25 protein-coding genes and 1 tRNA gene are annotated in these 25,148 nt (G+C 60.6%); 6 read left to right on the top strand and 20 right to left on the bottom strand.

All coding sequences use genetic code 11. From position 1 onward, the window contains the following. Positions 1 to 8: 8 nt before the first annotated feature. Positions 9 to 1,427 (top strand): pyruvate kinase, encoded by a 1,419-nt coding sequence (gene pyk / locus QKE30_RS03395; protein ID WP_347934110.1) that lies wholly within the window; start codon positions 9 to 11, stop codon positions 1,425 to 1,427. Here pyk and QKE30_RS03390 read toward each other — a convergent pair. Together QKE30_RS03390 and QKE30_RS03385 are read right to left on the bottom strand one after the other, a co-directional pair. Beyond that, positions 1,409 to 2,641, bottom strand: a complete 1,233-nt coding sequence (locus QKE30_RS03390; RefSeq protein ID WP_347934109.1) for an amidohydrolase — start codon at positions 2,639 to 2,641, stop codon at positions 1,409 to 1,411. The genes pyk and QKE30_RS03390 overlap by 19 nt on opposite strands. Positions 2,642 to 2,682: 41 nt before the next feature. Beyond that, positions 2,683 to 4,050 carry a DUF4921 family protein gene (locus QKE30_RS03385; protein WP_347934108.1) on the bottom strand — a complete coding sequence of 456 codons (1,368 nt, stop codon included), beginning with the start codon at positions 4,048 to 4,050 and terminating at the stop codon, positions 2,683 to 2,685. 106 nt (positions 4,051 to 4,156) lie between these two features. Here QKE30_RS03385 and QKE30_RS03380 point away from each other — a divergent pair, with 106 nt between their 5' ends. Then, positions 4,157 to 4,546, top strand: a complete 390-nt coding sequence (locus QKE30_RS03380; protein WP_347934107.1) for a hypothetical protein — start codon at positions 4,157 to 4,159, stop codon at positions 4,544 to 4,546. Here the strand turns inward: QKE30_RS03380 and QKE30_RS03375 are convergent. The 13 genes from QKE30_RS03375 to QKE30_RS03315 form a co-directional block, all read right to left on the bottom strand. Next, a complete protein-coding gene (locus tag QKE30_RS03375) occupies positions 4,527 to 5,648 on the bottom strand; it encodes an HNH endonuclease signature motif containing protein (RefSeq protein ID WP_347934106.1) in 1,122 nt (373 codons plus the stop codon). The two genes, QKE30_RS03380 and QKE30_RS03375, sit on opposite strands and share 20 nt — an antisense overlap. Positions 5,649 to 5,740: 92 nt before the next feature. Continuing rightward, positions 5,741 to 6,514 (bottom strand): amino acid ABC transporter ATP-binding protein, encoded by a 774-nt coding sequence (locus QKE30_RS03370; protein WP_347934105.1) that lies wholly within the window; start codon positions 6,512 to 6,514, stop codon positions 5,741 to 5,743. Positions 6,515 to 6,522: 8 nt separating this feature from the next. Further along, the gene (locus tag QKE30_RS03365) at positions 6,523 to 7,470 is read right to left on the bottom strand and encodes an amino acid ABC transporter permease (RefSeq protein ID WP_035005408.1); all 948 of its coding nucleotides are present in this window, start codon (positions 7,468 to 7,470) and stop codon (positions 6,523 to 6,525) included. Beyond that, positions 7,467 to 8,423, bottom strand: a complete 957-nt coding sequence (locus QKE30_RS03360) for an ABC transporter substrate-binding protein (protein WP_347934104.1) — start codon at positions 8,421 to 8,423, stop codon at positions 7,467 to 7,469. The genes QKE30_RS03365 and QKE30_RS03360 overlap by 4 nt, the downstream gene beginning before the upstream one ends. A 33-nt stretch (positions 8,424 to 8,456) precedes the next feature. Next, positions 8,457 to 9,881, bottom strand: a complete 1,425-nt coding sequence (locus QKE30_RS03355) for a PepSY domain-containing protein (RefSeq protein ID WP_347934103.1) — start codon at positions 9,879 to 9,881, stop codon at positions 8,457 to 8,459. A 69-nt stretch (positions 9,882 to 9,950) separates the two neighbouring features. Beyond that, positions 9,951 to 10,562 (bottom strand): TetR/AcrR family transcriptional regulator C-terminal domain-containing protein, encoded by a 612-nt coding sequence (locus QKE30_RS03350; RefSeq protein ID WP_347934102.1) that lies wholly within the window; start codon positions 10,560 to 10,562, stop codon positions 9,951 to 9,953. 125 nt (positions 10,563 to 10,687) lie between these two features. Beyond that, a complete protein-coding gene (locus QKE30_RS03345; RefSeq protein ID WP_347934101.1) occupies positions 10,688 to 11,557 on the bottom strand; it encodes an ECF transporter S component in 870 nt (289 codons plus the stop codon). Between the two features lie 445 nt (positions 11,558 to 12,002). Beyond that, entirely contained in the window at positions 12,003 to 12,542 is a 540-nt protein-coding gene (locus tag QKE30_RS03340) for a hypothetical protein (RefSeq protein WP_239201574.1), read from the bottom strand. Further along, entirely contained in the window at positions 12,539 to 12,940 is a 402-nt protein-coding gene (locus tag QKE30_RS03335) for an ImmA/IrrE family metallo-endopeptidase (protein WP_239201577.1), read from the bottom strand. Before QKE30_RS03335 ends, QKE30_RS03340 begins: the two co-directional genes overlap by 4 nt. After that, a complete protein-coding gene (locus QKE30_RS03330) occupies positions 12,937 to 13,149 on the bottom strand; it encodes a DNA-binding protein (RefSeq protein WP_239201580.1) in 213 nt (70 codons plus the stop codon). The genes QKE30_RS03335 and QKE30_RS03330 overlap by 4 nt, the downstream gene beginning before the upstream one ends. Next, positions 13,146 to 13,946: a RhuM family protein gene (rhuM, locus tag QKE30_RS03325; RefSeq protein ID WP_239201583.1), complete on the bottom strand. Its 801-nt coding sequence runs from the start codon at positions 13,944 to 13,946 to the stop codon at positions 13,146 to 13,148. The genes QKE30_RS03330 and rhuM overlap by 4 nt, the downstream gene beginning before the upstream one ends. Positions 13,947 to 14,150: 204 nt before the next feature. Beyond that, positions 14,151 to 14,423 (bottom strand): helix-turn-helix transcriptional regulator, encoded by a 273-nt coding sequence (locus QKE30_RS03320; protein WP_239201586.1) that lies wholly within the window; start codon positions 14,421 to 14,423, stop codon positions 14,151 to 14,153. A 559-nt stretch (positions 14,424 to 14,982) separates the two neighbouring features. Beyond that, positions 14,983 to 15,056, bottom strand: a tRNA-Leu gene (locus tag QKE30_RS03315). 75 nt (positions 15,057 to 15,131) lie between these two features. On the opposite strand from QKE30_RS03315, the gene polA reads away from it, so the two are divergent. Next, positions 15,132 to 17,711, top strand: a complete 2,580-nt coding sequence (gene polA / locus QKE30_RS03310; RefSeq protein WP_239201589.1) for a DNA polymerase I — start codon at positions 15,132 to 15,134, stop codon at positions 17,709 to 17,711. Between the two features lie 18 nt (positions 17,712 to 17,729). Here the strand turns inward: polA and QKE30_RS03305 are convergent, their stop codons facing one another. Further along, the gene (locus QKE30_RS03305) at positions 17,730 to 18,635 is read right to left on the bottom strand and encodes a DUF368 domain-containing protein (protein WP_239201593.1); all 906 of its coding nucleotides are present in this window, start codon (positions 18,633 to 18,635) and stop codon (positions 17,730 to 17,732) included. 262 nt (positions 18,636 to 18,897) lie between these two features. Between QKE30_RS03305 and rpsA the strand changes: the two genes are divergently transcribed. Beyond that, positions 18,898 to 20,364, top strand: coding sequence for a 30S ribosomal protein S1 (gene rpsA, locus QKE30_RS03300; protein WP_005295768.1), 1,467 nt, complete (start codon positions 18,898 to 18,900; stop codon positions 20,362 to 20,364). Between the two features lie 116 nt (positions 20,365 to 20,480). On the opposite strand, the gene QKE30_RS03295 is transcribed toward rpsA, so the two are convergent. The 3 genes from QKE30_RS03295 to QKE30_RS03285 form a co-directional block, all read right to left on the bottom strand. Next, the gene (locus QKE30_RS03295; protein ID WP_239201596.1) at positions 20,481 to 20,756 is read right to left on the bottom strand and encodes a hypothetical protein; all 276 of its coding nucleotides are present in this window, start codon (positions 20,754 to 20,756) and stop codon (positions 20,481 to 20,483) included. Between the two features lie 397 nt (positions 20,757 to 21,153). After that, positions 21,154 to 21,690, bottom strand: coding sequence for a hypothetical protein (locus tag QKE30_RS03290; RefSeq protein ID WP_239201598.1), 537 nt, complete (start codon positions 21,688 to 21,690; stop codon positions 21,154 to 21,156). 110 nt (positions 21,691 to 21,800) lie between these two features. After that, positions 21,801 to 22,661 (bottom strand): MinD/ParA family protein, encoded by an 861-nt coding sequence (locus QKE30_RS03285; RefSeq protein WP_347934100.1) that lies wholly within the window; start codon positions 22,659 to 22,661, stop codon positions 21,801 to 21,803. Between the two features lie 149 nt (positions 22,662 to 22,810). Here QKE30_RS03285 and QKE30_RS03280 point away from each other — a divergent pair, with 149 nt between their 5' ends. Then, positions 22,811 to 23,158: a hypothetical protein gene (locus tag QKE30_RS03280; protein ID WP_239201602.1), complete on the top strand. Its 348-nt coding sequence runs from the start codon at positions 22,811 to 22,813 to the stop codon at positions 23,156 to 23,158. A gap of 374 nt (positions 23,159 to 23,532) precedes the next feature. Further along, the gene (locus QKE30_RS03275) at positions 23,533 to 24,168 is read left to right on the top strand and encodes a hypothetical protein (RefSeq protein WP_239201608.1); all 636 of its coding nucleotides are present in this window, start codon (positions 23,533 to 23,535) and stop codon (positions 24,166 to 24,168) included. A 6-nt stretch (positions 24,169 to 24,174) separates the two neighbouring features. Here QKE30_RS03275 and QKE30_RS03270 read toward each other — a convergent pair whose 3' ends face one another. Next, positions 24,175 to 25,041 (bottom strand): hypothetical protein, encoded by an 867-nt coding sequence (locus tag QKE30_RS03270; protein WP_347934099.1) that lies wholly within the window; start codon positions 25,039 to 25,041, stop codon positions 24,175 to 24,177. Between the last annotated feature and the right edge of the window lie 107 nt (positions 25,042 to 25,148).

Here is a 25,148-nt window from a genome sequence, read left to right as displayed (position 1 = left end):
TCGAGTCCGTGAATAGAAGAACCAAGATTGTTTGCACCCTGGGCCCCGCGGTCGCTTCGAAGGAGCAGATTCGCGGGCTCGTAGACGCAGGGATGAACGTTGCGCGCCTCAACTTTTCCCACGGCGAGCACGCAGACCACGAGCAAAACTACAACTGGGTTCGACAGGCCACCGATGAATCCGGCAAGGCCGTCGGTATCCTCGCCGACCTGCAAGGCCCGAAGATCCGCCTGGGACGCTTCGCAGAGGGCGCAACCGTCTGGGCGACCGGCGAGACCGTACGCATCACCGTCGACGACGTGCAGGGCACGCACGACCGCGTATCCACCACCTACAAGGGCCTGGCTCGCGACGCCCGCCCCGGCGACCGCCTACTGGTCGACGACGGCAAGATCGCGCTGGTGTGCAAGGAAGTCGACGGCAACGACGTCGTGTGTGAAGTCACCGAAGGCGGCCCGGTTTCCAACAACAAGGGAGTCTCCCTGCCGGGCATGAACATCTCCGTGCCGGCGCTGAGCGAGAAGGACACCGAAGACCTGCGCTTCGCCCTGCAGCTGGGCGTGGACTTCATCGCCCTGTCCTTCGTGCGCAGCCCCTCCGACGTGGAGCTGGTGCGCGACATCATGGACGAAGTTGGCCGCCGCGTGCCGGTGATCGCCAAGCTGGAGAAACCGGAGGCAGTCGACGCGCTGGAGCCGGTTATTCTGGCCTTCGACGCAATCATGGTCGCCCGCGGTGACCTGGGCGTGGAGGTGCCGCTGGAAGACGTACCGCTGGTGCAGAAGCGCGCCATCCAGATTGCCCGCGAAAACGCCAAGCCGGTGATCGTGGCAACGCAGATGCTGGACTCCATGATCGAGAACTCCCGCCCGACGCGCGCCGAAGCCTCCGACGTGGCCAACGCCGTGCTCGACGGTGCGGATGCCGTGATGCTCTCCGGCGAGACCTCCATCGGCAAGCACCCGATCACCACCGTGGAGACGATGGCCCGCATCGTGCGCGCAGCGGAGATCGACGGGGAAGTGCCGCCGCTGACACACCGCCCGCGCACCCGCCGCGGCGTGATTTCCTACGCAGCCAAGGACATCGGCGAGCGCCTGAACGCGAAGGCACTCGTGGCCTTCACCTCCTCCGGCGATACCGCCAAGCGCGTGGCGCGCCTACGCTCCCACCTGCCGCTGCTGGTGTTCACGCCGTCGCAGGCGGTGCGCTCTCAGTTGGCGCTGACGTGGGCCGTGGAGACGTTCCTCATCGAAGACGTGAAGTCCACCGACGAGATGATGGACACCGTTGACCACCACCTGCTGGCCATGCCGGAATACAAGTACGACGACATGATGGTCGTCGTCGCCGGCTCCCCGCCCGGAATCTCCGGCAACACCAACATGATCCAGGTACACCTGCTGGGTCAGGAGCGGAAGAGGTAACTTAGCGTCGCGGCCAACGCCGCGTCCGTGGAGGTGCCCAGCGCCTCAATGCGCGGGGCGAAAGCACCGTGGTGGTTACCCGGCACCGGATCCCCGGAAGCCCACAGCTCCGGATCCGTGGTGCCGATAGTCCAGAAAAGGTAGGGCACGTCGAAGTGGCGGGGGATCTCCGAGAAGTCCTCGGAGGCTGTCCAGGGTTCGGCGTCAATAGAATCTTCCCCAAAGACCGCATCAAACACCGGGCGTACGTGCTCGAACGTGCTGGGGGTATTGTCGGTGAGCTCGCCGTGGGCGGAGTACTCGAACTCGGGCGGAATCTCGCAGCCGGAGGCATCGCACTCGGCGCGGACGACCCGCTCGATGGCGGCGTAGGCCTTGTCGCGCACGTCCGTGTCGTAGAAGCGGCAGTTCAGCACCAGCGTGGCATCCTCCGGGATGGTGTTGTTAGTGTGCCCGGAAGAAAGTGTGCCGACAGTAATGACGGCGAAGTCCGACGGGGCAACCTCGCGGCCGACGATACCCTGTAGGCGAACGACGATCATCGCAGCCAGGAACGTCGGGTCGATTGATTCCTGCGGGCGCGAACCGTGGGAGGACTTGCCGTAGAGCTTGATGGTGATCGTGTCGCAGGCCGCCAGCACCGGGCCGGGCGCGGACATCACGGTGCCGAGGCGGCCGGGTAGGACGTGCTGGCCCAGGCACACATCGGGGGTGGGGATCTTCTCCGCCAGGCCGTCGTTGATCATGTTGCTGGCGCCGGCGGTGACCTCCTCCGCAGGCTGGAACAGCGCAATGAAGGTGCCGTGCCAGGCATCGCGACGTTCGTCGAGAACCGCGCACAGGCCCATGAGTGCCGCGGCGTGCATGTCGTGGCCGCACGCATGCATCACCCCGTCGTTTTTGGAGGCATAGGGCAGACCTGTCGCTTCCTGCACCGGGAGGGCATCAAAATCTGCGCGCATGAGGACGGTTGGCTCGTCTGCGCTGGTTGCCTCGTTGCTCGGGTTACGGAACACGGCGGTGACGCCATAACCCCCGATCCCCGTGGTCACCTCGCAGTCCATTTGCGCCAGCCGCGCGGTAATGTGCTTGGCGGTTTGCTCCTCCTGCAGCGACAACTCGGGGTTCTCGTGCATCCACTGGTAGAAGCTATCCTGCCAGCTCAGATCCACACCGTGGTTTGCGATGAACTCTGCAATATTCGCGTTGCGCATTGCGAGACTTGTCCTTTCTAGTGGATTAGCGGATTAGCGGATTAGCGGATGGCCGGGTTGTACTTCAGCATGTTGGGGCGGGTGGCGCAGTCGTCGCCGAGGCGGATGCCCGGGGCCAGCTGGCCTTCCTCCTGAGCCTTAACCAGGGCATTGAGCACGCGCTCCCGGAGGTCCGCCGGGGAAATGGTGTTGATGAAAATCTTCGTGCCACCTTCGAAACCGGCCATGGTGGACACGCGCCACTTGATGACGATGCGCCAGGGCATCGGGACGTCAACGTCGAGGGGACGGTGCAGCCACTCTTCATTGCAGGAGATGTGCGGCCCGGCGGCGACGTGGCAGGCGTGAACCAAATCCGAGACGGCATCGCGTTCGGCGTCAGACATCAGCCAAGGTTCGGTCGTGGCGGACTTGGAGAAAACCTCGAGGGTCGGCCAGCGGTGCCCAAAACCAGCAAACGCAATGGCGTGGTCGTTCTCGGCGATGACGAGGTTGTGGCGGGCGGCGTAGTCGACGGCCCACTCGTTGTACATGTTCGGGTTCGCGCGGACCTGGGCGATCTCGAGTTCGTTCTGCAGGCCGTGCTCGTCGATGGCAACGAGCTGCTTGTGGAGGTGTTCGAAGCTTGCTCCAGCCGGGGCGAGCCAGTTCTGGAACGCGGCGACGTAGCGGACGTAGCGGTTCGCGCGGTAGAGGCGATCCATGCCGTCTACGGTGAAGGCGATGAAGTGGCGGTGGTTCTCCCAGCCGAGGGTGCCGCTAGAGGCCAACTGGTCGGTGGTGTCTGCGCCGGGGACGTAGTGGTCGCGGGCGATGATCACGTCGTGACCGCCGGCGAAGAGCCCGGCGCTCTTCTCGTAGAGGGTTTGCATGCGACTTTCGGGGGAGAAGAGCTCGTCGAGTTCCTCTTGCGTGGTGCCACCGGCGGACCACTTGTCGCGCAGGATCTGCTCGACGTGATCCTGGCCGGCTTCCTCGGCCAGGTAGTCGGTCATGTGCTTAGCGGCTGCTGGGTTCATTCGGTAGCCGTAGTTCAAGAGCCAGTAGTCGTAGGTCAGGATCTCGAAGAGGTTCGCCACGCGGCGGAACAGCGGTTCGGTTTCCTCCAGCTTGCTAACCGGCAGTCCGCGCAGGATGTGTGCCTGCCCGTCCTCGTCGAGTACCAGGCGGGACTTCTCCGGCGGGGTGTCCAGCTTGCGGTTCAGGCCGAATGCGGTGGCAGAATCGCGGTCGCCGACGGTGCGCACCTCTGGACGGTGTTCGGCGATGGGGCGGTTGCCGCGGCCGGGTACGGTCCACACCTCGGTGCCGGAAAACGGGTTGACCTGTTTGATCGTTCCGTCCGGCAGGGTGGTCAGGGGTGGTACGGGCGCGGGGTGCGAAGCATGGGAACCAATCACGGCACACATTCTAGTAGGTTTCCTGGTCTATCGATCACACCGCCGTGCACTCCGCCGGCCTGCTGGCACACCGCCGTGCTTGCTGTTCGCTGCTGCGTGCTGCCACACTAGGGGAATGCCAAAGATTATTTTCAGGCTGCTGGCTAACCAGGAGCAGCTGGCCGCCATCGAGCAGGATTTCCGCTCCATGATCTCTGCCCTCGGCGAAGCGTTCGAGGGCACGCTAAATCTCCAGTCCGGGCAAGCTGCAGACCCCGAACTGGTCACTACCTGGGTGGAGCTTTTCGGCGAGAGCCCCGACGAGGGCAACGACCCCGCCACCGGCGCCGAGCTAACCGTCGACGTTGTCCGCTACGAAATCGGCTCCGTCTCCGGCCTAGCCATGCACTTCGCCGAGCTCCTCACCGTTCGCGAGGAGGAACCCGCCGAGCCGATTCTGCGCCAGGTCCAGGACGACCCTGGCACACCCCGCGTGCCTTGGCACGTCACTGTGGCTTCGGTATAACTCCTCTCGCGTGGGTGGTGAACTGCTCCCCGTGGTGGTTCACCCACTTGATTGTCCACCCGCCGTCGCTAGTGCTTGCCCGCCACTGTCCGTTGGTTTTCAGGTTGTGGTGGGCGCGACATAAACACTGCATATTTCGCACATCCGTCGCTCCGCCCGCCGCCGGGTCCGTGTGGTTGTACGGCACGATGTGGTCTTTGTCGCACATCGGCGCGGGGTGTTCGCATCCGGGGAAGCGGCAGGTGCCGTCCCGGCCCACGAGGAATTCTTTCATTTCTCTGCTTGGCGCGTACTGTTCCACGGCTGGCGGCACCGTCACGCTGTCTACTCGCTTGGCGAAGCTTTCGTACACGTCGGCCTGTTCGGTGCTGATCGCCCCGACTCCCGGGATGAACCCAGGGCCGCCTTCCCATCGAAAGACGTGCACGTGCACTACCGTGTTGGTTTCTTCGCCGCTGATCAGCCCCGCGATCACGTCCATCCGTGCTTGTGCGAGGTCGCAGTCGAGCTCGCCGGCCAGCGCCTTTGCCTTCTTTGTCACCGCTTCCCACATGCGCTGCGATTGGTCTTTCGGCATGTTCAGCGTCCACCGGGAAAGCTCGGCGGTCCCGCCCAGCGTCGTCACAGATCCCTTGGTCGCGGACCGTTCCTCCGCCGCCGCCTTTTCACCTTCCGCGAATGGGGTGGGGAAGTCCCGCGCGATCATTTCGCACAGGTACTCGCCCAGTTCCTTCGCCGTCGGCCCTTCCTCGCGTGCGCTGATGCAGTCTACCGCGTGTTTTTCCAGGTAGCGGTTGAACTGTTCCATGTCCATGATCGCCTGCCCCGCCTCGTCGGGCTCCGTCAGCTGTGCTGCGTAGGCGTTGCGCACGCGCCACACTTGCTCGAGGTGCCGCACGCCGATCACCCCGGCTTTCAGCGCCGCCAGCCCGAGCATGTTCATCACGGCGAGTATCTGCGCCGCGTGCGAGAACACTATCGCATCCGCCGTCCCCGCCTTCCGCAGCGCTTGTATCCGCGCCACGGTCGGGTCGTCGATCACGCTGTATGCATACGCCGCGTCGACTCTGTTGCACATCCGCCGCATCTCGTCGGCATCCATTTTTGCCCCCTTCTTGTCCGAGCGCCGCTTACCTTACACACGGCCCCGGACAACCCCTCGCCCTTCTTAGTGACGCCCCCTCATTTTCACCCCTAGAGCAGGCTCGATAGGAACTCTTGGGTGCGTTCGTGCTGCGGATTTCCAATGACTTCCGCGGACGGGCCGTGCTCCACGATCACGCCGCCGTCCATGAAGGCAACTTCGTCGGCGACTTCGCGGGCGAATCCCATCTCGTGGGTGACTACCAGCATCGTCATGCCGTCGTCGGCCAGGTGGCGCATCACGTTCAGCACTTCGCCGACCAGCTCGGGGTCCAGCGCGGAGGTCGGCTCGTCGAAGAGCATCAGCTTCGGCCGCATTGCCAGTGCGCGGGCGATGGCCACGCGCTGCTGCTGTCCGCCGGAGAGCTGAACCGGGTAGGCGTCGGCCTTGTGGGCGAGCCCCACCTGGTCCAGTAGCTTGCGTGCGTGCTCGATTGCCTCGTCCTTGTTTTCGCCGCGCACCTGCACGGGCGCTTCGATGATGTTCTCCAGCACGGTGCGGTGGGTGAACAGGTTGAAGTGCTGGAACACCATGCCGATGTCCACGCGCTGCGCCGCTGCCTGCTTCGGCGTCAGTTCGTAGAGGCTGCCGTTCTTTTCGCGGTAGCCGATCAGCTCGCCGTCTACTTCAATCCGCCCGGAGGTGACCTTCTCCAGGTGGTTCACGCAGCGCAGCAGGGTGGACTTGCCGGAGCCCGAGGGGCCGATCAGGCAGGTCACGCCGCCGCGGGGGACTTCCAGGTCGATGCCTTTCAGAACGTCGAGCCGGCCGTAGCGCTTCCAGACGTCCTGGATAGAGATCATCGGTGCGTTGGTTTCAGACATGGTGGTTACTAGTCCTTCTTTTCGTTCGGCCCGACGGTGATATTGCGCGGGGGCACGCCTTCGGCGTCAGCAAGAGCGGCGAGTTGGCGCTGCGTGAGCTGGCGCGACGATCCGCGAGAGAAGTAGCGCTCAACGTAGAACTGCCCGACCATCAGAATGCTGGTGATCACCAGGTACCACGTGGCGGCAACAAGCAGCAGCGGAACGGGCTGGAACAGTGAGTTAGAGATGTCGGTGGCGCGGCCGTAAAGCTCAGCGGTATAGGGAACGGCGATGACCAGCGAGGTGGTCTTCAGCAGCGAGATGAACTCGTTGCCCGTCGGCGGGATGATGATGCGCATGGCCTGCGGCATCACGGTGCGGCGCATGTTTTGCCCCCAGGTCATGCCCAGTGCCTTCGAGGCTTCGGACTGTCCCTCGGGCACGGCCTGGATGCCGGCGCGGACGATTTCGGCCATGTAGGCGGCTTCGTTCAGGCCGAGGCCTAGCACGGCCAGGATGAAAGCGTTCTGCAGTACCTGCTCGAGGTCGATTTCGGCGAAGCCCACGCTCACGGACTGGTAGAGCGAGCTCAGCAGGCCCCAGAACACCAGCTGCACATACACGGGCGTGCCGCGGAAGACCCACAGGAACAGCCACGCCACACCCTGTAGCACGGGGTTCGGCGACATGCGCAGAACCGCGACGATCGCACCGATGACCACACCGATGATCATTGCCAGAATCGTCAGCGCGATGGTGTGCATCGCCGCCTTTACGATGCGGGTATCCAGCAGGTACTGGAAGTAAGTGTCCCAGTGATAGGCCTCGTTTTGGGCGGCGGATATGATGAACCACACCACGAGTGCCGCGAGGATGACCGCCGCGATCCAGCGGCCGGGGTGGCGTAGCGGAATCGCTTTGTTCTCGGTGGGGCGCCTACGCTGCGTTGCGGAGGAGGCGTTTGGGTTGCTCACTTGGTGCCTTCTTTCGGTTCGAGCGTGTGGGGCAGTTGGTAGGGCTTGAGGTTGAACATCACTGCGTCTAACCTGCCGTCTTCGAGTTCCCATTGTTTGAGGATGGCCGCGTATGTGCCGTCGTTCATCATGGTCTGCATCGTTGCGGCCAGCGCTTTTCCAAGCGGGTTGTTCTTTTTGACGCCCATACCGAACGGGGCGGTATCGAAAGGTTCGCCAACCCGCACCAATTTGCCGTCGGAGCGGGCGATGGCGAAGTCGATCACTGGCGAGTCGGAGCTGTAGGCGTTCGCCTTTTTCAGAATGGTGGCGGTGGCGGCGGCGTCGGCCTTTTCGTAGACCAGCTTTTCAATCGGCTCTTTGCCCTGGGCTTCGCATTCGTCGGAACGTCCCTGCACTTCGTCCGTGTCGGAGTAGGTGCCCTTCTGCACGGCGACCTTCAGGCCGCAGGCGTTGTCGGGGTCGATGTTGTCCTCGTTGCCGGGCTGGGTGGCCCAGGAGATGCCGGCGCTGTAGAAGTCGACGAAGTCGTAGTTTTTCTGCCGCTCTTCGGTGTCGGTGAAGGCGCTGGCTCCGACGTCGACAGATCCGGCGCTGATGGCCGGCAGGATCAGGTTGAAGTCCATTTGGCTGACTTCGACGTCGAGACCCATCATGGCGCCGGCGGCGCGGATGAGGTCCATCTCGAAGCCGATGATGTTTCCGTCGGAGTCTTTAAACTCGTTGGGCGCGTAGGGCGGGTTGGTGCCGACGGTGATTTTTCCCTTGGCCTGGACGTCCGGGGGCACGAGGGCGGCGAGCTGCGGGTTCTTCGCTGGGAGGATTTCCTCCCAGCCTTCCGGGTTGCCGAGTTCTTCGTTGGTCACACACCCCGCCAGCGATGCTGAGAGCAGGATCGCGAGGGTGCCCTTGGCCACGGTACGGGCCAGAGAGCGCGGGTGGCTATGTTTCATACCGTGGATTATATCGGAGTATGTGAATATTCTTTAATGGCTTTCGGCAGTCACGGGAACCTTCTTTTCGCCGCCTAATCCGGTGTCTTGCGTGCCCTCAGCCGCCGCGTTGGGCCTGCCGGTCTTTTTTCCGCCCAGGAAGTCGAGTGCCAGGGAGATGCCGAACAGGATCGCGCCACTAACAGCGAACAGGGGAGCGATCATGCTGTATCCGCCGAGCAGGATCCCCAGCGCTACCCAGTGTTTCCAGCTGAGTTCTCGAAGGACCACGCGGGCGCCGTTGGTCTTGCCGCCGCGCCTGCGCCACCACATGATGTACCCGTACACCACGAGCGCGCCGATGCCCAGTGCGAGCAGTGCCAGTGCGATCTGGCTGACCAGTCCGAACAGGGTTCCCATGTGTAGCTGGATGATCCAGCTGGTCAGCTGGGCTGCGATGGGCCAGGAGCTAAACGGCAGGCGGTCGATAACTTCGCCGTTTTCACCGTTTACGGTGATCGCATCGTTGTGCATCTTGTACGCCTGGCGTGGTTCGCTGACGGTCCAGGCCTGGCCGGGCGCGCTCGGGGGAGCCAGCTGCAAGGTGCCGGTGAGTCCCTCGTTGCGGCCAACCTGGAGGGCTGTATCGGCCTGTGCCATGTCGATCTCTGCAGTACTGCCGTGGCCCGTGTGGCCTGCGTGCCCTGCGTGCTCGCCTTGGCCCTCGTGACCAGAGCCGCTGTCTTGCGCAGACTGTTCGCCGCTGATGCTCGTGTTCGGTTCGGGTGCCATCCAGTTCAGTTCCTCGCGGACAGCTGCGATGTTGTCGCCTGCGAAGTGGGACCAAGTTAGTCCGGAGATGCACAGGAAGATCAGCCCTGGTGCGGCCACTAGTCCGATGAGGGTGTGGCGCTGCATGGCCTGTCGGCGGGACTTTTTCTTGGGCTTGCGCTGGTTTTTCTGTTTGCGCATAAACCACCACATGGCCACGCCGGTGACGGCCATGGGGCCAAGCCACGTGGCGGCGGTTTCGGAGTAGATGCGGCCGGGCTCATCGAGCCACAGGTTGCGGTGGCCTTCGGATAGCCAGGCGCGGAACGGTAGGGAAGAAGTGCTCCCGTACTGGGTTAGCTCTCCGGTGATGTGCAGGTCGCCCGGATCCACGAACACGGCGCGGTTGTAGCTTTCCGAGGGCAGAGTTGGATCGGCGAAGAGCACTCGGGTGGTCTTGCCTGCCTCGTCGGGGATCTGAACCTTAGCGACGTCGAGGTCGGGGTGGATGCGCTTTGCGGCCTCGATCTGCTTGGCAACCGGCTGTGCCGGGCTGCTTGAGGTGGCAGTCAGCTCAGATTTGTAAACCCACGTTTCGATGGTGGGGGCGAGTGCATAGAAGAAGCCGGAGAAGGCGGCTACGAGGATGAGGGGTGCGATGAAGAGTCCAGCGAGGGTGTGGACTCTGCGAATAATTCTGCGAGACATGCTCCATTAGTCGCATGCCTGGTGGAATCGGTTCCCAATAGCGACAAGCGGGGTAGCGCTCGGGGGTGGCTAGTAGGAGGGACGGTCCGTCTCCAGTGCTTGGAACACGAAGTCCAACTTTTGGTCGAGGATCCGCAGCGCTATTTCCTCGTCGTCCTCCCGGTCAGCAGGCAGTGAATCTGTCATCGCGAAGAGCTCAAAGGAGTGCCTGAAAGGCCCGGAGCTGAACACGAAGTTCGTGATCACGTCGATGGCGAATAAGGCCTGTCCGCGGCTGAAGCCGGCGTCATTAAGCCTTCCCAAAAGGTTCGTGACGCTTTCCCGGAAGGCGAAAAGGCTGTTTGGGTAACTCAGTAGGGCTTGTGCGAGCCCCGGGTAGGTAGCGCACATCCGCGCTAGATAATAGGCGTAGTCCCGGAGTAGTTTCTTCCAATCGCCCTCAGTGGTAAGCGCTGTGGCTTCGGTGATGTGCTCGATGCAGGCGGTCAGAAGGGTATCGCGGCTGTAGATTCGGTACAGCGCGGACGTGGCCACCCCCAGGCCTTTGGCCACCTCTGACATGGTGAATTTATCTAGACCGATTGCGAGAGCCTGGTTGATGACATCTTCGCGGTCAAAGGTTGGCTTCGGGCCGGTCTTGCGGTGAGGGCGTTTTCCCTCTGCGGGAAGCGGGGTGGACATGCAGTGAACATTAGTTCATTTTTTATCTATGTTGCTAACAGGTACCCCCGTGAAGATAGCAACTGCCCCTGCTCTTTAAATAATAAAGAACAGGGGCGACTGTGGTGTCGTTTTAGCTGTTTAGACTACTGCGGGTTCTGGGGGTTCTGCGGGTTCTGGGGAGCGTTGCCCTGCCAGCCCTGGTTCGGCTGCTGGCCGTAGTTGTTCTGACCGTAGTTGTTCTGGTCAAAGTTGTTCTGCGGCTGCTGGCCGTAGCCCTGCTGACCAAAGTTCTGCTGGCCGTAGCCCTGCTGGGCGAAGGCCTGCTTCGGAGCTTGCGGGTTGATCTTGCGGTCGTTCAGCAGTGCGAGCACGCCGAAGGCGATGATGGCGATGGAAGCCAGCAGGATGAAAATCAGGCCTGCACCGACGCTCACCTTTACAACGTCCTCGTCGAAATCGCCGGCCTTTGAGCCGATGCTAGCCCAGTCGATGATGGAGATCAGCAGCAGGATGGCGCCGATGGCGATCACCGGAATGGCGCGCCACCACTTCTGGGCCAGCTGCTCTACGAACAGGTAGGCTGCGATTCCGCCGATGATGATCAGGGACAGGAACATGGTGAGAATGCCGTCACCGTCGGTGCCGGAGACCTTGACGGTGCCGATGATGGGAGCTGTAACCTTGCCCCACGTCATGAAGCTGCCGATGAAGCTGATCAGAGCAGCACCTGCGGCGCAGAGCAGCCAGATTACGGACTTGTTGGAGAAGTCCAGGTACTTCTTGATGTCGAACTGTGCGCCCTGGCCGTTCTGTGGGTTCTGGAAGTTGTTCTGGCCGTAGCCGTTCTGTGCACCCTGCTGCGGAGCGCCATATGCGTTCTGGCCTTGCTGCTGCGGTGCCGGGTTCTGCTGGCCGTAGGGGTTCTGGTTCCAGTCCTGGCCCTGCGGCTGCTGCGGTGCACCGTTGTTGCCGTTGGCGGCCGGGTTGTTGGAACGGAAGTTCTCGTCCGTCATGGTTCTCCTCGCGTCACGAAATTGTCTTAGCAGTCCTTAATAAAGGGCTGCGTGATTTCTTCGCGACTTATATTAACGGACAACCTTCGAGCCCGACGGGTTTGGCGATGGTCGCGGCATGTCGGGGGTGATGCTTTTTCTTATTGACGCCTACATTTCAACGAGTTGCGTGACGATCTGACCTAGCAGGACGCAGAGCGTTACTAATATCCGGCTGCCGCGCACTTTTGGGGATCGGTATTGGACGCGCCACATGTGCCCGTTGTTTTGTGGCGTACTTCTTGATCGAAGTCATGCTAGATTGTTCCTTGTCGGTATTTGCGCTGCTGACACCGTGCCCTAGCCTCCCGGTTGTAGTGACTCACGTTTTGGGAAGCTGGGGCGCTTTTCGTACCTTCACGTGCGCTTGGTCGAAATGCGGACCAGTGCCCGGGGATACTTGTATCTACTGCCCATAGCGGGAGCGGAGGTATTCCTCCCAGTGCTCAGTGCCATACAATGCAGCCTCCCGAGAGAGCCTATTCCGGGCGGAAATTAGTTTCGATAGCACTTTCTGTGGGTCGCCGAGCGCGACCGCAGCAGACCATGAACCAGAATCACGGTAGACGACGATTCGAGTGGCGATTTTCAGCCCCTTAGTACCGTGCGGGATAGCCTTGATCTCCTCGCAGAGATCAAACACGTCACGCCACGCGCTCTGCATTTCTTCTTGGATGTACCCGCAGTTGCACCACCCGTCGTAATCGGCGTACAGCTTGCCTCTATCGTTGGTAGTGAGTGTGATGTGAGGGCGCACTTGGGCGATAGGTAGGTTGCCTTGCGCGTCCCGTACTTGGGCGTAGCCTTCCATTGAGTGGGTGAGATCTGCCTGCGTTTTCGTGTTCTGGGTGAGCTGGTGGTTGAAGCTCCATTGGGTGGAGAAGCTTACGGTTGCGCGTACCCAGTTGAGGTATTGGTCGCGGGTGCGTGGTGTGGGTCGTGTCATGCTGCTAGTTCCTTCAGGATGTGGGGTCGTTCCTTGAGGTAGATCTCAAGGATGCGTGGGGTCACTTCGAGGTCGATGGCGAGGCTGTGGAAGGCGTGGCCGTGCCATGGGGCGAGGTGTTTCAGTTCGTCGTCGTTGATGAGGAGTTTCGCGGCGAATCTGTCTGCCCGTGCTTCTTGGCGTTGGTCGAAGTCCTTGTTGCCGGTTCTCTGGTCGTTGTATACGGCGTGGCCGAGCTCGCGGGCGAGGGTGGTTTTGTAGTCCCATACGGCCATGTCGCGCATGGTGGAGATCACGCGGAGGCTGGGGGAGTACCAGCCTTTGGGCAGGCCGTTGTGGTGGCGTAGTTTCACGCCCAGGAGGTTGGCAACGTCATGCAGGTCATGGATCGAGGTCACGGTTCACCACGATTCTTCGCCTTATTGAGTTCCCGTACCTCACTTTCGAGCTGGCGCATGTCGATCTCGTTTATTTCGCTGTCTAAGCGCCGCTGGTAGGCGTCCCATTCGTTAAATGCTTTGCTTTTAGCTTGCGACATCTGCCGTGTTCCGAAGCCTTGGAGGACTTGCCGTTCGTTGAACACAAGCCAAGCGTCTGTCTTCTTCACCCAATCTTTGAGGAGCAGAGTTTCCTCATTTCGGCCTGGTCTTCTGCATAGTCCAAGAACATGGAGGTGAGCCGGTTCATGCGTTTGGCTTCGTCTTCGTATAGGTAGTTTTTGGCGATGGTCATGTCTTTCTTGTGGGGCTTCTCGCCATTCCAAGTTGTGAGCCCCGCATTTGGTTGGGTGTTATCCGCTCGTTCCCAAATGAGTTCGGCAGCGGTTTTGCCGTGTGTTGCGTAATGCAGCCGGTTTTGAATGCCAGCGAAGAAGTTCTTGACCTCTTGAAAGTCTTTCACTTCGTGGTAGTCGGCGCTGGTTTCGGCTATGACGTCGAGAACCTTGCGGAACATCTGGCGTTCAGATGCGCGGATTTCGCGGATGCGTTCAAGTAGTTCGTCGAAGTGAGTGTCGACGCCGTCGTTTTTGAGTCGCTGGTCGTCCATGGCGAATCCTTTGAGGAGGTATTCGCGTAGAACTTCGGTTGCCCATTTGCGGAATTGAATTCCTCGCTGTCCGCGTACTCGGTACCCGACTGCGAGGATCATTTCTAGGTTGTAGTGATTTACTGAACGTTCTTGACCAGGCACTTTCAAAAGTTGTTTGAAACTACCGGCGACTTCTTTTTCCCTGATGATGTTTTGAATGTGGTGCGAGATGGATGCGCTTGTGACGTCGAAGAGTTCGCCCATTTGTTTTTGGGTCAGCCATGCGGTGCCTTGGGTCAGTTGTAGGCGTACTTGTGCGGCTCCATCTTCGGTTGTGTAGATGGCGATTTGGTCGCCTTTATCGTTCGTAGTCATCTGGAGTGCCTCCTACTTCTGGGCTACTGTCAGCCACCGCATCATCAGGGATGCCGTTATCTTCCCAACCAGATCAGACAACGGGGGTGGATTTCGAGTGTTTCACAAGGTGGAGTGGGGGCTTCGAGTCGTCTACTCCATTGTGAGCAAAGACCTCCTCGAAGGTTCCGTCCCAGTGGGCAGGTTGGCTATTAATGCGTCGCGCTAGTTCGGCCACCAGTACTCGGTCTTCGAGAAGACGGAAGTCTGGTGCGTCAGGAAGGATTGCATCGTCGGGATCGATGTACCGGTGTCCACGAGCGCCTGAATCACGTTCACTCCATATGCTCTCGCAATGGCTATGACCGTTGTGGCCGACAACTGGCCAGCGCGGTATTGGTGAGCAATCGTGCTGTTGGCTATGTCGGTTTTAGCGGACACTTCCGCCTTGGTCGCTCCTTCGGTGGTGGTATCGAACCAGTCTTTGTGGTTGTTCATGGTTCCAATTATTGGAGAGCGCGGCGCGATGGCGCAACACGTTTTGAACTTTTTATCCCCTTGTGACCTGCGGAAAGTCCTGTAATTGCAAACAACTATTGGAGCGAATTACAAAAATGGCTTGACAGATTTTGCGATACCAGGGTGGGTTTAACGTCGGTTCCAAGAATTGTAACTAAAGTCTAAAAGTTAGAAGACGGAGGTGAATCGTTGAAAACAAAGTACAAGATTCGTCCAGAAGTCATCGACAAGGCAAGGGAGCGCGGAGGATTCGCCTCTGATGAGCAACTTGCCGCGTCCTTGGGCGTGACGACGAACACTGTCCTGCGATTCCGCCCTGGATGACGTTTGAGCAGTGGCAGGCGTCGCGTCGGGGCGATAGTTAAAGGCGGTTGAGGTGGGGATTGTTTTGAACGTCTAGGCACGTTTTCGCCACGACAATCCCACGACATAAGGGACTAAAACAGGCTTAAAGAGGCCTAACGAGCGGGGTAGACGGGAAGCGAAACCCCCGCCTGACCAGCATTTACGCTGGTCGGGAGCGGAGGGGGTGGAATTGTGCCCCAGGTGAGACTCGAACTCACACTGGACGGGTTTTGAATCCGTTGCCTCTGCCAATTGGGCTACTGGGGCGAAAAGTGCTTACCGGAGCATAATACGCCACGGCCTTTCAGCCAACCAAAACCCCACTCCGTTAAAGTTGAGCGCATGGCTAAACTCCTTCTCCTCGATGGGCACTCGTTGGCGTTCCGCGCCTTCTATGCCCTGCCCGCAGCCAATTTCTCCACCGTTGGTGGCCAGCACACCAACGCGGTATATGGCTTCCTAGGCATGTTCCTCACCCTCATGGATAAGGAACAGCCCACCCATGTGGCCGCCGCGTTTGACCTTTCCGGCCCCACATTCCGCGAGGAATCCTTCCCGGAGTACAAGGCGCAGCGCCCGAGCACGCCCGAGGAGTTCAAGGGTCAGATCGAGCTGATTCGTCGCACGCTCGAAGTGTTGGGCGTCACGACCCTAGACAAAGAGTCCTACGAGGCCGACGACATCATCGCGACCCTAGCCACCGAGGGTGCCAAGGACGGCATGGACGTGCTGATCTGCACCGGCGACCGCGATTCGTTGCAGCTGGTCACTGAGGATGTGACGGTGCTGTACACGCTTAAGGGTGTCTCTGAGCTGCATCGCTTCACCCCGCAGGCCGTTGAAGAGAAGTACGGCGTGACCCCCACCCAGTACCCGGACCTCGCGGCGCTGCGCGGCGATACCTCCGACAACATGCCCGGCGTGCCCGGCGTGGGGCCGAAGACCGCGCAGAAGTGGATCGCGAAGTACGGCAGTCTGCAGGGCGTGATCGACAACATGGACGACATCGGCGGGAAGGTCGGCGCCAACCTGCGCGAAAACATCGACAATGTGGTGCTCGCGCGCGACATTACGGAAATGGTGCGGGACCTTAAGCTCGTTGATGATTTGGACGCCCTCAGCCCCCGCGAAATCGATCCCAACGAGGCACTCGGCATGTTCGAGGAGCTGCAGTTTGGCACGGGGCTGCGCAATAGAGCATTCAAGATCATGGGCGTGGAGTTCGCCGACAGTGCCGCTATCCCCGTCACGGTAGAGGAGCCGCAGCCGGGGAAGCTGGGGGCGTGGCTGAAGAAGCGCACCCGCGGCACGGTGGTGGACGTGGATGGCGAGCAGCTGACCCTGCTGGACCGCGACAACGTTGCCATCGTTCAGGACCTCGCCGATGTGGACCCGAAGGACGAGAAGGCGCTGGCGGAGTGGCTGGCCAACCCACAGGCCACGAAGTGGCTGCATGACTCCAAGCAGACGTATCACGCACTACAGAATCAAGGACTAAAGCTTGACGGAGTGGAACATGACACGTCCCTGGCGGCGTATCTGCTGCGGCCTGACGTGCGCACCCTCGGCCTGGCGGACGTGGTGCAGCGCCACGTGGGCCACGAGCTTTCGGATAATGCCACCGGTCCAGAGCGCGCCCAGGCCGTCGCCGAACTGGTGAAGGCCCTCACCCCAGAGATCGAGGCCGCAGGCCAGGCCGAACTGTACTTCGACCTGGAAGTCCCTCTCGCCCTGATCCTCGCGGCCATGGAACACGCAGGCATCGCTGTGGATGATGCGGCGCTGCAGGAGCTCTCCGATGACTACGGCGCGCGCCTGGACGAGGAGATTGCCGCCGCCCGCGAGCTGGCGGGGGAGCCGGAGCTCAATCTTTCCTCCCCGAAGCAGCTGCAGAAGGTCCTCTTCGAGACCTTCGATCTGCCGAAGACGAAGAAGACCAAGACCGGCTATTCCACCGCCGCCGCGGAGCTGGAGAAGTTGGCCGCCCAGTCCAACCACCCGTTCCTGGGGCACCTCATGGCCCACCGCGAGTACCAAAAGATGAAGTCCACCATCGACGGACTGATCGAGGCCGTGGGTGACGACGGACGCATCCACACCACCTTCAACCAGAAGGGCGCGGCGACGGGCCGCCTGTCTTCCTCCGACCCGAACCTGCAGAACATTCCCGTGCGCACCGACGCCGGCCGCAAGATCCGCGCCGCGTTCACGGTCGGGGAGGGTTACGAGACTTTGCTGACCGCCGACTACTCCCAGATCGAGATGCGCGTGATGGCGCACCTGTCGGAGGACGCGGGCCTGATCGAGGCCTACGCCAGCGGCGAGGACCTGCACAACTACGTCGGCTCGCGCGTGTTCGACGTCCCGGTCGATGAGGTCACCCCGGAACTGCGCCGGCGGGTGAAGGCGCTGAGCTATGGCCTGGTCTACGGCCTGTCCGCCTTTGGCCTATCCCAGCAGCTGAAGATCAGCGCGGGGGAGGCGAAGAGGATCATGGATAACTACTTCGAGCGCTTCGGTGGCGTGAAGCGCTACCTCGACCACGTGGTGGAGGTAGCCAAGGAGACCGGCTACACGGAGACTCTCTATGGCCGCCGCCGCTACCTGCCGGAGCTGAACTCCTCTAACCGCGTGGCCAGGGAGAATGCCGAACGCGCCGCCCTGAATGCCCCGATCCAGGGCACGGCCGCGGACATCATCAAGTTGGCCATGTTGCGCGTGGATCGGGAGATCACCCGCCAGCAGCTGACTTCCCGCGTGCTGCTGCAGGTCCACGATGAGCTCGTGGTAGAGGTCGCGCCCGGCGAGCTGGAACAGATCACCGAGCTAGTCGAGCGGGAAATGGATGCCGCCGCCCAGCTGCGCGTACCGCTGGATGTCTCCGCCGGCACGGGCGATAACTGGGACCTGGCAGCGCACTAGTCGCGCGCGCCAGCCGGGTTAGTTGGCGTCTGCCGGCGTGGCCTTCGCGTTCGAAGCCTTTTCGGCCGCCAGCATTGCCACGACGATCACCGCGCCCAGCAGGAACAGGCCGATCGCGGCGCCCAGGTGCTCGCCCGGCGCCTGCAGGTTCGCATCCCCGTCCTGCCACGGCCACAGCGCACGCAGGGAGCCCAGCATCAGGCCCGTCATCACGAACAGCGTGATGGTGCGGTGGTTGTTAAGCAGGTACTCCAGCAGGCGCACAAAGCACACAATGCCGGTGATCGCACCCAGGAAGAACACGCCCAGGTAGACCAGGTTCCTATCGTCCACCGCCGCCATCGTCGCGGAGTACAGGCCCACGGCCAGCAGGAAGAAGGAACCCGAAACACCCGGCAGCACCAGCGCACACACTGCAATCGCAGCAGCCACAAAGACCCACAGCAGGTTCGGGTCGGATTGTGGGGCACTGGTAACGCCCGTCAGGAAGAACGTGGCCACTGCCGCCACAACCAAGCCGAGGATCGCCATCGGCAGCCGCCGGCGCGCGTCCTCCTTATCCGTCATGCCAATCGGCACGGCCAGGGAGAGCAGCACCATGCCGAAGAACAGCGCGCGCGAGTGCACCGGCTTGTCCGTCACGAAGCTCTCCATCACACCCGCCAGCGAGAGCACCACGGCCGCCATGCCCACCAACATGGGGAGCAGTAGCATCCAGTCCAGTGTCTTGTACTGGGCAAACGCAGCCTTGCGATCCTTCGGCAGCTTCTTCGTGGCATCCAGGAAAAGGTTCGCCTGGTGCAGGACGCGCTCGTACACGCCGGTAACCAACGCGATTGTGCCGCCGGAAACGCCCGGGACGAGCTCGGCCATGCCAATCAACCCGCCACGGACCATATTCACTAGTATTTGCAGTATCTTCATCGCGCCCAATCGTACTGCACGTCTTGGACAACCCCGCTTCAACTCGCGGCCGAAAGTCCATGTTTGCGCTGTTCACTGTGGTCGTGTAGCGTTATGCGCGTTGTGCGCCCCCTTTTTGATTCTTTGGGACGCCCCCACGTGGAGCTCCTAGAGGCTACCCGCCAGGTTATTGACGCTGGTGGTGGCGTCAAAAAGCAGGGTTTGCAGAACTAGAGTAACTGTCCATCTTCTATTTCTATTCGTTCCGAAAGACATTCAACATATGCCCACCAACAACGTCCCTCAGGTAGCCATTAACGACATTGGCTCTGCTGAGGATTTCCTCGCTGCCGTCGACTCCACCATCAAGTACTTCAACGATGGTGACATTGTCGAGGGCACCGTCGTCAAGGTCGATCACGACGAGGTCCTGCTGGACATCGGATACAAGACGGAGGGTGTCATCCCTTCCCGCGAGCTGTCGATCAAGCACGACGTTGACCCGGGTGAGGTTGTTGAGGTCGGCGACGAGATCGACGCTCTGGTTCTCACCAAGGAAGACAAGGAAGGCCGCCTGATCCTGTCCAAGAAGCGTGCACAGTACGAGCGCGCTTGGGGCACGATCGAGGAGCTCAAGAAGAACGAGGAGCCGGTCACCGGTACCGTCATCGAGGTCGTCAAGGGCGGCCTGATCCTGGACATCGGCCTGCGTGGCTTCCTGCCCGCCTCCCTGGTGGAGATGCGTCGCGTCCGCGACCTGCAGCCCTACATCGGCCAGGAGATCGAGGCCAAGATCATCGAGCTGGACAAGCACCGCAACAACGTTGTGCTGTCCCGCCGCGCATGGCTCGAGCAGACCCAGTCCGAGGTTCGCTCCGAGTTCCTGCACCAGCTGCAGAAGGGTCAGGTCCGCAAGGGCGTTGTCTCCTCCATCGTCAACTTCGGCGCATTCGTCGATCTCGGCGGTGTCGACGGCCTGGTTCACGTCTCCCAGCTGTCCTGGAAGCACATCGACCACCCGTCCGAGGTTGTCGCAGTCGGCGACGAGGTCACCGTCGAGGTTCTGGATGTGGATCTGGACCGCGAGCGCGTGTCCCTGTCCCTGAAGGCAACCCAGGAGGACCCGTGGCGCGTATTCGCACGCACCCACGCCATCGGCCAGATCGTGCCGGGCAAGGTCACCAAGCTGGTTCCGTTCGGCGCATTCGTCCGCGTCGAGGAGGGCATCGAGGGCCTGGTTCACATCTCCGAGCTGGCCGAGCGCCACGTCGAGGTTCCGGATCAGGTTGTTGGCGTTGGCCAGGACGCAATGGTCAAGGTCATCGACATCGACCTGGAGCGTCGTCGCATCTCCCTGTCCCTGAAGCAGGCTGATGAGGACTACACCGAGGAGTTCGACCCGTCCAAGTACGGCATGGCTGACTCCTACGACGAGCAGGGCAATTACATCTTCCCGGAGGGCTTCGACCCGGAGACCAACGAGTGGCTCGAGGGCTACGACGAGCAGCGTCAGGCATGGGAGGAACGCTACGCAGAGTCCGAACGTCGCCACCGCCTGCACACCGCTCAGATCGAGCGCAACCGCGCCGCAGCTGCCGAGGCCGCTGCAAACGGCGAGGGCGGCTACTCCTCCGAGACTCAGACCGAGTCCGCACCGGCTTCCTCCGAGGCACCGGCTCAGGACGCCGGCACCCTGGCTTCCGACGAGCAGCTGGCCGCGCTGCGCGAGAAGCTGGCCGGCGGCGAGTAGATCACTCGACACTGCTAGCGGGGACCACTGCTTAACCAGCTAGGTCCGCGCGCTAGGAATTTTTAAAGGCACCCACTTCGGTGGGTGCCTTTTGGTTTTCGTAGGTGCAGCTTTGGCTACAGCATCTGAATGACGGTGGCGGCGCCGATCGTAACCACAAGCATGATGGCTGCGATAATTGCCGAGCCCATGAGGATTTTGACGGTTCGCGGTGTCACACTCGGTTGAATTTCGCCATGCCGGATAGCTTTGCCCGCTATATCCATGCGCAGCTTGTGCGCCTGCACGGCAGCGCGATGGTCCTTCTTTGCTGTTGAAGCGGCCGACGGGGGAGACGACGTAGGAGAACCCGCAGGGGCGCTCTGAGCTGCGTCGTGCTGTTGGATAGACATGTGGGGGGGCTCCTTCTAGCTGGTCGCGTGCCTTAAAGGTATGGCCTCAGCTCTGGTGGGAGTTGGATACGGATTTCTGGTGAATCATTCGCAGGCGGCCTGGGTGCTGGAGCCTTGGGAGGCTTGGGTGCCGGTTTTGCAGGAGGCTTAGGCGGGGGTGGGGCAGTTTCTGTTACTGTCTCTGGCTCCGGGGCTGGGGCCGGCGGGGGTGCGGGCTTAGGAGTTTCAGACTTGGTGCTCGGTGCCGTCACCTCTTCAGGCAGCTCAGGCACTTTGCCCAGTGGTGGAACTTCATCATTCACGGTCTGCTCTTTGGCATGACCTGGCGATTCGCATGCAGCTAGCGTGCCTGTAAGCGAAATCAAGAGCAGTGCGCTTGCAGTGTGAGTTTTCCTCATTAGCGTGAATACTCCTTGGCCTTTTTGTGCACAGCTTTCAAGAACACTGGGCTGGGGTTGAATTCCGAGACTGCTGTGGTCCACCCTTCTGGGCTGTTGAGGTCGCCCGCGCTACAAGTGATTTTCGCGGTGGTTAGGGCGGCGTCGTCAATGTTGTCTGGATTTGGCGTGTTGCCAGGCTCGGCGGCAGTGCCATATTGCTCCCAGCGCGACGGCATGAGTTGCATTGGTCCCACCGGGATGTCCTTCGTGGAATCGCCGTCGATGTCTCCTCCGTCGGTATCGGGCACGGACTTCTTGCCGCCGGCGGCAGGCGCAACGGCGCGTATAGGTTTCGAGGTCACGCCATCTTCGTCGATGGTGGTGGAGTTTACTTGCCCATGTTGGGTCAGCACATCACCCAATGCAGCGAGTGTTTGCCAGCCGACGGCGCAGCCTTGTTCCTGTTCCACGGCGTAGGCGGCGTATGCGTATGCCTGTAGCGCGCGTTCGGGGATGTGGTAGGGCTCGGCACGTTCGGTAGCCCACTGCTTCATGTTATCCACTTGGGCGTGTTGCTCTGGCACAGGTGGTTCTAGGCGATCGGCGCAGCTGGCAAGGGTTGTAAAAGCAAGGAACCCGACGCCCAGCGCGGCCACCCCTCGGGCTACAAAGCTGCGTGACGGTGCCACGAATCAAAATCCTCCGCAACAATTGCTGCTAGTTCCATGTAAGCCTGCTTGGTTTCCTTGCTGATGCGCTCAAGATCAACCGTTGCGCCCTCGGAGAGGTGGCGGTCGAATGGAATGACGTGCACGGCGCGGGTGCGGCTACGGAAGTGTGCAATCAACTGGTCCATATCAATCGTCGCATTTTCAGGGTGTGCCGCAGAGACAACTACCACGGAGTTTGCGGCGAGTTGTTCGTAGCCGTGCAGGTTGAGCCAGTCCAAAGTGGCGGAGGCTGATTGAGCGCCGTCAAGGGCAGGAGAGGTGACGAGCACCAAGGAATTGGCCAGCTCCAACACACCGGACATTGCGGAGTGCATCAGTCCTGTTCCGCAGTCAGTGAGCATCACGTTGTAGTGGTGCTGCAGGATGTCGACCGCGTGGCGGTAGTCCTCATCACTGAAGGATTCGGACACGGCGGGGTCGCGCTCCGAGCCGATAACCTCCAAGCGAGACTTGGCCTGGGTAGTGAACTGGCGTATAGAGGCGTACTTTGATGTGTCTTCTGCGTTGAGGAGGTCGCGGATCGTTGCCGGACCGGGGGCAGCCACACGCTGTGCCAGGGTGCCGAGGTCCGGGTTGGCATCGATGGCGATGACGCGGTCGTGTCGGATGGAAGAGAAAACGCCACCCAATGCCACGGTGGTGGTGGTTTTGCCCACGCCCCCCTTGAGGGACATCACTGCGATGCGGTAGTCGCCGCGCAGTGGACGGCGGATTTTCTCCAGAAGCTGATCGTGTTCAAGATCTTGCTGGGAGTCACCAACGTTCCAGTGCCCACCGGTGACGTTGTAAAGCATTTTGCGCCATCCACTGCGCGGTGCTTTCTTGACGGCATTGACAAGGTTTGTCTGGTCCAATGCCGGCGGTGGCTTTAGGTCATATTCGGACGGGACATGGTGCTTACCGTGATTTAACGGGGCCTGCTGGGGTTGGGGCTGCTGGGGTTGTGCCTGAGCTTGCTGCGGGTGGGCCTGAGTTTGTTGTGGTTGGGCTTGCTGTGGCTGAGTCGGCTGAGGAGCTTCAGATGAAGCGGGAGAACCTTGCGGGGCAGTGCCTTGATGGGCTGTTCCTTGAGAAGGCTGAGGATTCTCTGCGGAATCACTTTCCTCTTGGTTGGCTTGGTGACCTTGCTGAGGCTTGGATTCGTGAGCTTGCTGAAGTGCCGCAGGGACTTGCTGCTGACCTTCATTGGAAGAAGGGGAGGAAGTATGAGACTCTGCAGCGGGCGGCTCTTGGGGCTGAGAAGGTTGTTGTGGTGGGGTGGCTGGTTGTGCTGGCGCACCATCACCAGTGAACTGGAGCCAAGAGGGCAGTCCTTCGTGGGATGGCTGGTTGGTTGACACTACGCACTCCTCGTGTACTTCACTCTTTGTTACCGACAACTTCTCTACGTATAGCCCGTCCTATACTAATGTGTGTTGTGCAATTTGTGCTGTGTGTCCCCCACAGATGTGTTTGATTTGCTCTAGGCAGAATGGATGAGATCGCTAGATGAATTCCCCAAAGGTAGCTAACGCTGCACGAAGTGGAGGTTCGGGCTCGCTGGTCTCGGGGCGTAGCGTTTTCGGCAGGGCTGTGTGGGCTTCGCGTGTTGCACAGGCACGGAGGTTTTCTTCAGTCGACACATCTAGGCCGATGGTCATCGCAGTGGCTTCCATTGACAACCGAATGCTGACTTCGCCTGTGACCGCTTTGGTTTCCATGATTGCCGAAGAGGTTTCTGAACTACCGATGGTGGTTCTGGACGCAGATGTGCAAGCTCAGCCAATGCGGGGACCGTTGGGCGCGTGGGCAGCGGGAGACGTTCTTGGGCTGGCGGCGACGGAACCGCTGGATCTAACCCGAAAGAAGATGGAAAACTTTGCGGATAGCTCCGGGGCAGTCCCGCTGTTAACTGCTTCGCAAGGTACTCAGGGGCAGATGGCTGCTGATGTACTGGATACTGTGGTTAGTCGTGCCCAGCACAGGTGGCCAATTGTTGTGGTGAACTTGCCTTATACGTGTGCCGGGGAGACCATTGCCGCGGGCACGGCTATGGCGGATCATGTGCTGTTGGTGGCTGACAGACACCATAAACAGCATGGGTGGCTGTACCAGCCGGGGCACCACCTGACGGAGCTGGCGCAGTCCAAGAAAGTGACTGTTGTCAAGGTGGGGGCAGCTGCGGTGGATTTGCCGCAAGATACGGTGGTTCTGCCAAGCGTAGATGCTCATTCGACGAGCAGGTCGCGGATTGTTCCATCGACGAACCCAGAGGACGTGTCGATGTATCACCGTTTGCTGTCGAGAGTTTTCGGTAGTTGACGAACCCTACACGCCGCTTGTGGTTGCGAGATTTCCTAGCCGGTGTGGAGACCAGGGAGTAGAACGTGGCGCCGACCTGTTATTGGATCCGGTTGGCTGCTGTGGGTGGGGGAGCGGCAATGCTAAGCAGCACCATTCCGTCCAGCTGATTGGTTTCCAGTGCGTCAGGACACAAGCTTCTGTGTTAGTCGTCGAGGTCTGTGCCTGCGGCTTTAGCTTTGTTAATAGTCTGTTGCAGATTGTTGGCGTTGTTGAAGAGGTTTGTGAGTTGGGTGTGGAGTGGTTGGAGGGTTTCGGTGGGGGCCGGGCCCGGTTGATGACTTTTCGCCAGTCGGTGGTGTCCAGCATGTGTTGTGCTTTGTCCCATTCCTTGAAGTACAGGAGGATAAGCATCTCTGAGAAGCGGAAATTACTTACTTGCCAGTACTGTCCTGTTTCTATGTTGTGGCGGAAGTCAGGCTCGTCAGTGAGTTCAGCTTCAATTTTGGGCAGGGCTGCGCCGAATTGCTTAAAGAATGCCTCCCAATTGGGGCCGGATCCGGATGGTTCGAAAGGCTCATAACCATGGCTATACGCGTCAGTGAATCGTGAAGGTTTTAGTGCGCTTCCCTTCCTCTTTCCAACGGGTTTGCCCATTTTTGAGTTGGGTAGATGAAGGGATGAATGTAGCTTTGCGAGTTGGGGAAAGCGTGCTGTGTAGATGAACCCGGTGTTGTAGAGGCCTGAGGATAGTTTTATGGGGTCGCCGCTAATATTGATTTCCAAGTGGGGTTTGAGTCGTTTGCTCCATGTTGGTTCCTTGGATTTTTCCCTGGTGTAGCCTCTGTCGGCGAACCATGCGTCGGCGTCAGTAAAGAGTTTCGGTGCTGCCATATTTAGTGTTCCTTTTCTATGCGATCCTGTCGAGAAGATTACCCAGCTTAGCCACATCGCTAGGGTTGTCCATATAGAAGGTATGGAATTGGCCCTGCAACAAGTTT

Origin of the sequence: Corynebacterium sp. c24Ua_83, assembly GCF_039907245.1 — a bacterium.
Taxonomy (GTDB): Bacteria; Actinomycetota; Actinomycetes; order Mycobacteriales; family Mycobacteriaceae; genus Corynebacterium.
Note: the sequence above shows the minus strand (reverse complement) of the source record. Positions and strands in the feature narration are given on the sequence as shown.